Raw genomic sequence first — 6,871 nt, 5'->3', positions numbered from 1 at the left:
TCTTGGAATAAGAGAATGGGAGTGCATGAGCTGTGGTACAGCTCATGATCGAGATATAAACTCAGCTCTAAACATTCTTGCGCTTGGGCATAAGCGTCTAGCTGTAGGAATCACCCTCTTTTAAGGGGGGGAGGATGTCAACTGCCCATGCTTGTTGTTTGGGTTGGTCATAAATCCCGGTTAATGGTGGATGTGCGCCTGCAAAAATAGGCAGATCCCATTCTTTTAAATCGACAATTTCAGTTTCTACGGTACTGTAGTCATAGCTTTCGATTTCTGAAAGTAGCCAGTTTGCAATCTTAATTGCCGTACGGCCTTCGCGGACACTGCCGACAATAATATGAAGTTTCATCGTATTTCCCGTCTTGTTTTAAAGTCTTGCATTAAATTAATATGAATTCGATCTGTTGCATATACAGAAAATGTATCGAGTCGATTGATAGTTATAAAAATAGTGATAAAAAAAGCTCCCGAAGGAGCTTTTTATTTGCTGAAACTTAGATCAGTTTCACGCCTTGTTGACCGGCAGGGGTCACTTTGAAAATTTCAACTTCAAAGGTGATATTTTTACCGGCTAGAGGGTGGTTGAAATCCACTTCGGTAATGTCTTCACCGACGGTTTTGATCACCCCATACAGACTTTGTTTGGCTTTATCTTCAAACTCAATCATATGGCCTTCAACAGGACGTTGCTCAAATTTGACGGTATCAAATTTTTGTACGTTTTCCGGGTTCCATGGACCAAAAGCATCTTCAGGAGGAAGGCTCACAGTACGGCGGTCACCTGCACGTAAACCGAATAAAGCTTTCTCAAAACCCGGTAATAAGCTGCCATCACCCATGACAAGGCTGACAGGTTCAGCACGGCTACGGGTATTGTCAATTTCTACGCCATTTTCAATAGCAACAGAAAAGTGAAGGTCTACTTTAGAACCTTCTTCAATACGAGTTTCCTCGTTAGGATTGATAAAATCAGTCATTTTGCGCTTCCGCACGTTGAATTCGGTGTTTTTCTAAGAAAAACGTATCGATAAGAAGCAGAATCGTGCCTAAAGTAATGGCACTGTCTGCAATATTAAATGCAGGAAAGTGGCTGTTGTTGTAATACACGTGAATGAAATCCACCACATAGCCTAAAGATACGCGGTCAATTAAGTTACCGATTGCGCCGCCTAAAATCAGGGCAATGGCAATCGGAAGGACTTTCACGTTTTTTGGCATACGCATGAGCCAAAATACAAAAATGACAGACACAAGTCCTGCGAGTGAAGTAAAGAAATAACGTTGCCATCCACCGGCATCGGACAAGAAACTAAAGGCAGCGCCATAGTTATGTAGTAATGTCCAATTTAAAAAGGGCATGACAGGTACAGGATCTGCGTAGTTCAGATGTGTACTTGCAATCCATTTAGTCCATTGATCCAAAATAATGGCAACAATGGATAAGCCCACCCACACTAAATTGTGTGGGTAGAATTGAAAGAAGCCCTTTTTTTCTTGTGGATTAGGCATATTTTCTCTCTTCGCCTTGACCTGTAGGAAGGTTAATAATACAACGAGAACAAAGACCTGGATGTTCGTGATGTGTATTCACATCTGGCAGTACATGCCAGCAGCGTGCACATTTTTCACCGTCAGCAGCAGAGACTTTGACATTTAAACCATCAAGGTCAGAGGCTTCACCTTGTGATGCGTCAAACTCATTGACAATCACTTGAGAGGTGATGAGGACAAAACGCAGTTCTTCACCGAATTTGTCTAAAACAGCTTTCAGCTCAGCATTGGCCCAAAGTTCAACTTTGGCAGACAAGTTTGAACCCACAGTTTTTGCAGTACGTGCAGCTTCAATAAACTTGTTCACTGCAGATTTAACGGTGATCAAGGTTTGCCATTCAGCTTCAGTCACTAAATCTGCTGTAGAGGCTACAGGAATGTCATACCATTCTGCAGTAAATACATATTTCTCAGATTGCTCTGGAATCAGTGGCCAAGCTTCTTGTGCGGTAAAGCTCAAGATCGGAGACATCCAACGAACAAAGGCTTGAACCAAGTGATACAACGCAGTTTGTGCAGAATGACGCGCCGCAGAGTCGGCTTTGGTGGTGTACTGACGGTCTTTGATGATGTCGAGGTAGAAACCACCCAAGTCATTAATACAGAAGTTGGTCAATGCGCTGGTCACGATATGGAAGTTCATATCTTCATAGGCTTGCTGAATGGTTTTCTGTACTTCCGCAGCACGTTGCAAGATGTATTGATCAAGCGCGATCAATTGATCAACAGGCAACGCATCCGTCGATGGTTTGAAGCCATTCAAGTTAGCCAACAAGAAACGCAATGTGTTACGGATACGGCGGTAACCATCTGATGCACGGCTAAAGATTTCTTTACCCGCAGTCATTTCATAACGGTAGTCTGCAGACGCGATCCAGAAACGTAGACCATCTGCACCCATGTCTTTAATGATGTCTTGTGGAGTGATCACGTTACCGATCGACTTCGACATTTTGCGGCCTTTTTCATCCACAACAAAGCCGTGAGTCAATAAGCTTTTGTACGGTGCGCGGTTATTAATCGCCATAGACGTCAACAATGAAGACTGGAACCAGCCACGATGTTGGTCAGAACCTTCAAGGTACAAGTCAGCAGGGTCTTGCAATTCTTCACGTTCACGAAGTACTGCAAAGTGTGTTGTTCCAGAGTCAAACCAAACGTCTAGAGTGTCACGAACCGCATTGTACTGCTCTGCATCTGCACCGATAAACTCAGATGCATCACGGTTATACCAGCCATCAATACCTTCTTGTTCAATCAGCTTCGCCACTTCTTCGATCAGCTCAGGCGTACGCGGGTGAAGTTCGTTAGTATCTTTATGCACAAAGAACGGAATCGGCACGCCCCATGTACGTTGACGTGAGATACACCAGTCTGGACGACCTTCAATCATCGATTGGATACGGTTTTTACCCCAATCCGGTACGAAGCTGATGTCATTTTCAATCGCGTTCAATGCACCTTGGCGTAAACCTTTTGCATCCATGCTGATGAACCATTGCGGTGTTGCACGGAAGATAATCGGTGTTTTATGGCGCCAGCAATGTGGATAGCTATGTTTGATCACCACATGTGCCCAAAGTTTACCTGCTTCGATTAAAGCAGCAATGATTTTTGGATTGGCTTTGTAGATGTGTTCGCCTGCAAAAATTGGTGCAGTCGGTAAATACACACCGTTGCCGCCAACTGGATTGTCGACTTTCAGGTTGTACTGTAAGCCAACTTTATAGTCGTCCACACCATGGCCTGGCGCGGTATGTACAGCACCTGTACCACTGCCGTCTGTGACATGCTCACCTAAAATCACTGGTACTTGGCGTTCAGCAATTAACGGATGTTGTAGTACTAGGTTTTCAAGTTTTGCACCAGCAAATTCAGCAATCACTTCAACTGCGTTAAAGCCATAACGCTGAGTTGCAGATTCAACCAATGATTTTGCAAGGATGAAGTTTTGCGCTGCTTTGTCTTCGCCAGTTGCTTTCACCAATTGGTATTCAAGTTCAGCGTGTAGAGCAACCGCTTGGTTGGCAGGCATAGTCCAAGGCGTTGTTGTCCAGATCACGATATCTGTACGGTCAGTAACGTCTACACCTAGGCGTGCAGATAAATCAGCTAAATCAACAACGCTAAAACCAACGTCAATCGCATCTGATTTTTTGTCTTCGTATTCCACTTCAGCTTCAGCTAAGGCAGAACCACAGTCCAAACACCAGTTCACAGGTTTAAGACCCGGCTCAATATGGCCTGCTTTGGCAATTTCACCGAGCGAACGAACGATGTCGGCTTCTTGTTTGAAGTTCATGGTGAGGTAAGGATTGTCCCAATCACCAAACACACCCATACGCACGAAGTCTTTTTTCTGTAATTCGACTTGGGTGTAGGCATATTCACGGCAGGCTTTACGGAAAGTTGAGGCATCTACTTTTACGCCGACTTTACCGACTTTTTCTTCAACTTTCAGTTCGATTGGAAGACCGTGACAGTCCCAACCTGGTACATACGGTGCGTCAAAACCGTCCATTACACGGCTTTTGATGATGATGTCTTTCAGGACTTTATTCACCGCATGGCCTAAGTGAATTTGGCCATTTGCGTATGGAGGGCCGTCATGAAGCACATATTTTTTCTTGCCAATACGCGATGCACGAATCTGCTGATAAATGTTGTCGGCATACCACTCTTCTAACCATTTCGCTTCACGTACTGCGAGATTTGCTTTCATCGCAAATTCAGTACCTGGGAGGTTTAGCGTGGCTTTATAATCCACTGCATTTTCAGGAGTTTGCTTATCGCTCATGCAAGTTGTCTTCCAAATTTATCAGCCCGTTGACTGACGCGTTTTACAATAAATAATCGGGGTTTAAAAGGGGAAATGAGGGTGCTGACCTCGAAACTCAAGGAGCTTTTCGACGTCGTCATCAATTCCGGCTTTCAGTGCTTCAAGCGAAGGGTAGTCCTTTTCGCCATGTAAAAAGTTCAAGAACGTCACCCGCATTAACAGGCCATACAGATTAGCAGAAACATCAGGAAAATGTACTTCTAATCGCCATTCAGGATGTTCCTGTTTAATTGCGGGACGCGTACCAACATGCCCTGCACCAAACAGGGCAGAGGGTGCATAACCTGCAACCCCTAATTTGTCAGCATTTTCGTTTTTTACTTTATCTGTTAAAGATTCGGTTTCACAAATGACATCGACTGCATAAATGCCATTTAAACAAGGTTTATGACGGTTTAAACGCACATTAATGGTAGGAAAATTAATCGTGCGACCGATTTGATCGCCATATTGCACACGACCGGTGATGCTATAAGGACGACCTAAAAGTTTTCCGGCATGGGCAAGGTCACCTGCTTGTAATGTCTGACGAACCAGTGTCGAACTGACACGTTCGCCATCGACTTCGACATTCTGCATGGCTGTGACTTGGAAGCCGTATTGGCGTAAAAATTCGCTATTGCCTTGACGGTTTTTGCCAAAGTGGTGATCTTCGCCCAAAACTAAACTTTGTGTATTGAGCTTATTTTTTAAAATATCGGCAAATTCTTCAGCGCTGAGATTACGAAAGGCATTGTCAAATTTCGCCACCACAATATAGTCGACGCCCAGTTCAGTTAAATATTCGACTTTTTCACGTAGTGAACTGATTCGAGGTGGAGCGTCATAAGCTTTAAAGAATTCAAGTGGTTGTGGCTCAAAAATCATCACAGCTGTTTTTAAGTTTTGTTGCTGTGCTATGTCTTTGAGCTGGCTGACCATCGCTTGATGACCCAAATGTACGCCATCAAAATTGCCAATGGTCACGGCAGTTTTGGGGAGTTCTAAGTGGGGCGCTAAAGCATTCAGACGGAGCAGCTTCATGGGCGAATCAATTGTTGAAAATGTTTGAGGGCTATATATTGCCATAATCTTCTGCGTTCGTCTTGTTGTTGTGTTTTTACTCAAGTTTTTTTATGCAGAGATGAATTTATTATCAGTAAAATAAATTATAAAAATAAATATTAATCAATTTTTCTTATTTAATGGTGTGCTTAAACTATAGACATTCCATTTTGATGAGCATCATGCGATGAAAATGCCATTTTATCAACTCCAGCATAAACAAGACTTGATTCGTCATTTCACCCCAAACTGGTTTACGGTGGTGATGGGCACAGGTGTGGTGGCTCTCATTTTACCATCTATAGCGGTGGCGCCGCAGTCGATGTGGTCCATCGGAGCAGGGTTGTGGCAGATCAGCATCGTGTTGTTCATATTGTTTAGTGGGATGTATCTCAGCCGATGGATATTGTACCCACAAGCAGATTTTCCAGCATCCAGTGATGAGTTTATTTCTTGGGGCGATCCCCATGGCACTGGCAACCCTGATCAATGGCGCATTGAAATTTGGCACCACGCTGTACACTGAGTTTTTGGGCGTAAGCATCATCACATGGGCTGAATATTTATGGTATGTCGATGTGTTGATGGCAATTGCGATTGCATGGTGTGTTCCATTTCTGATGTTTAGTCGTCAGCAACATGCGCTGCAAGGCATGACCGCAGTATGGTTATTGCCGATAGTGGCTTGCGAGGTGGCTGCCAGTTCAGGCGGTTTATTGTTGGCGCATTTACCTGCACAGGCTCATGCTGTCCATATTTTGCTGGGGAGTTATCTGCTTTAGGGAATCTCAGTATTTCCAGCATTTGCCATCTTAAGCATCTTGTTGCTGCGTCTAGCTTTACATCAATTGCCAAGCAAGGATATGGTGATCAGCAGTTGGTTGGCCTTAGGACCGATTGGGACAGGGGCTTTAGCGCTGTTACTTTTGGGAGAGCAAGCCCCGCGTATTTTGACAGTAGTAGATTTGGCTGATTTGGGACAGGTGTTGCTTCAAGGCGGTGTGTTTGCAGCCCTTGTTCTGCTCGGATTTGGTGTATGGTGGTTTGGAATCGCTATACTCATCACGCTAAAACATTTGCGAGATTTACCCTTTAATCTCGGGTGGTGGGCGATGACGTTTCCATTCGGCGTTTTTAGTTTGGCGGTCATCCATTTGGCGGAACAGACGCAATTACACGCTATTCAACAGTTCGGTACTTTTTTTGCAGTATTGCTCTGTACGCTTTGGTTATTGGTGATGCTGAAAACCATACAAGGGTTTTATCGCGGTAGCTTATTTTTTTCTCCGTGTTTAAAAGCGTATTGTGATGCTCAGAGCGCATCTTAAATGATGTCGGGTGAATGTAAATCCGTTGAAGAAAACTATAGCGCGTTGGCTTTGACGGATTTCAGCAAACAAATATAGAGCTTGTGCAAGCGTGTGATGCAGTTAC

Annotated in this window: 5 protein-coding genes and 2 pseudogenes; 2 read left to right on the top strand and 5 right to left on the bottom strand. The window is 44.1% G+C overall.

Going from position 1 to position 6,871, the window contains the following annotated elements; translation table 11 throughout:
• The coding region (locus FTU38_RS05395) for a zinc ribbon domain-containing protein (RefSeq protein WP_180004803.1) at nucleotides 1–124 on the top strand (124 nt) is incomplete at its 5' end.
• An 18-nt stretch (nucleotides 125–142) separates the two neighbouring features.
• Here the strand turns inward: FTU38_RS05395 and FTU38_RS05390 are convergent.
• From FTU38_RS05390 to ribF, 5 genes and pseudogenes are all read right to left on the bottom strand, one after another.
• Nucleotides 143–352: pseudogene (locus FTU38_RS05390) on the bottom strand (NADPH-dependent FMN reductase); the annotation flags it as partial.
• Nucleotides 353–497: 145 nt separating this feature from the next.
• On the bottom strand, nucleotides 498–980 hold the full coding sequence (locus FTU38_RS05385; protein WP_078190656.1) for a peptidylprolyl isomerase: 483 nt from the start codon (nucleotides 978–980) through the stop codon (nucleotides 498–500).
• Nucleotides 973–1,512 carry a signal peptidase II gene (gene lspA, locus FTU38_RS05380; RefSeq protein ID WP_078190655.1) on the bottom strand — a complete coding sequence of 180 codons (540 nt, stop codon included), beginning with the start codon at nucleotides 1,510–1,512 and terminating at the stop codon, nucleotides 973–975. The genes FTU38_RS05385 and lspA overlap by 8 nt, the downstream gene beginning before the upstream one ends.
• The gene (ileS, locus tag FTU38_RS05375) at nucleotides 1,505–4,351 is read right to left on the bottom strand and encodes an isoleucine--tRNA ligase (RefSeq protein ID WP_180110704.1); all 2,847 of its coding nucleotides are present in this window, start codon (nucleotides 4,349–4,351) and stop codon (nucleotides 1,505–1,507) included. Before ileS ends, lspA begins: the two co-directional genes overlap by 8 nt.
• Before the next feature lie 63 nt (nucleotides 4,352–4,414).
• Nucleotides 4,415–5,416, bottom strand: coding sequence for a riboflavin biosynthesis protein RibF (gene ribF / locus FTU38_RS05370; RefSeq protein ID WP_180110703.1), 1,002 nt, complete (start codon nucleotides 5,414–5,416; stop codon nucleotides 4,415–4,417).
• Between the two features lie 208 nt (nucleotides 5,417–5,624).
• Between ribF and FTU38_RS05365 the strand changes: the two are divergent.
• Nucleotides 5,625–6,765 (top strand): annotated as a pseudogene (locus FTU38_RS05365) (TDT family transporter).
• Nucleotides 6,766–6,871 lie beyond the last annotated feature (106 nt).

The sequence above is a fragment of the Acinetobacter sp. YH12098 genome (assembly GCF_013419235.1).
Classification (GTDB): domain Bacteria; phylum Pseudomonadota; class Gammaproteobacteria; order Pseudomonadales; family Moraxellaceae; genus Acinetobacter; species Acinetobacter amyesii.
The sequence above is the reverse complement of the archived record's forward strand: the minus strand, read 5'-3'. Positions and strand labels throughout refer to the sequence as shown.

Excerpts from the sequence above, each read along its gene's own strand:
- ileS (WP_180110704.1), bottom strand. The coding sequence starts at position 4,351 with ATGAGCGATAAGCAAACTCCTGAAAATGCAGTGGATTATAAAGCCACG.
- ribF (WP_180110703.1), bottom strand. The coding sequence starts at position 5,416 with ATGAAGCTGCTCCGTCTGAATGCTTTAGCGCCCCACTTAGAACTCCCC.
- lspA (WP_078190655.1), bottom strand. The coding sequence starts at position 1,512 with ATGCCTAATCCACAAGAAAAAAAGGGCTTCTTTCAATTCTACCCACAC.
- FTU38_RS05385 (WP_078190656.1), bottom strand. The coding sequence starts at position 980 with ATGACTGATTTTATCAATCCTAACGAGGAAACTCGTATTGAAGAAGGT.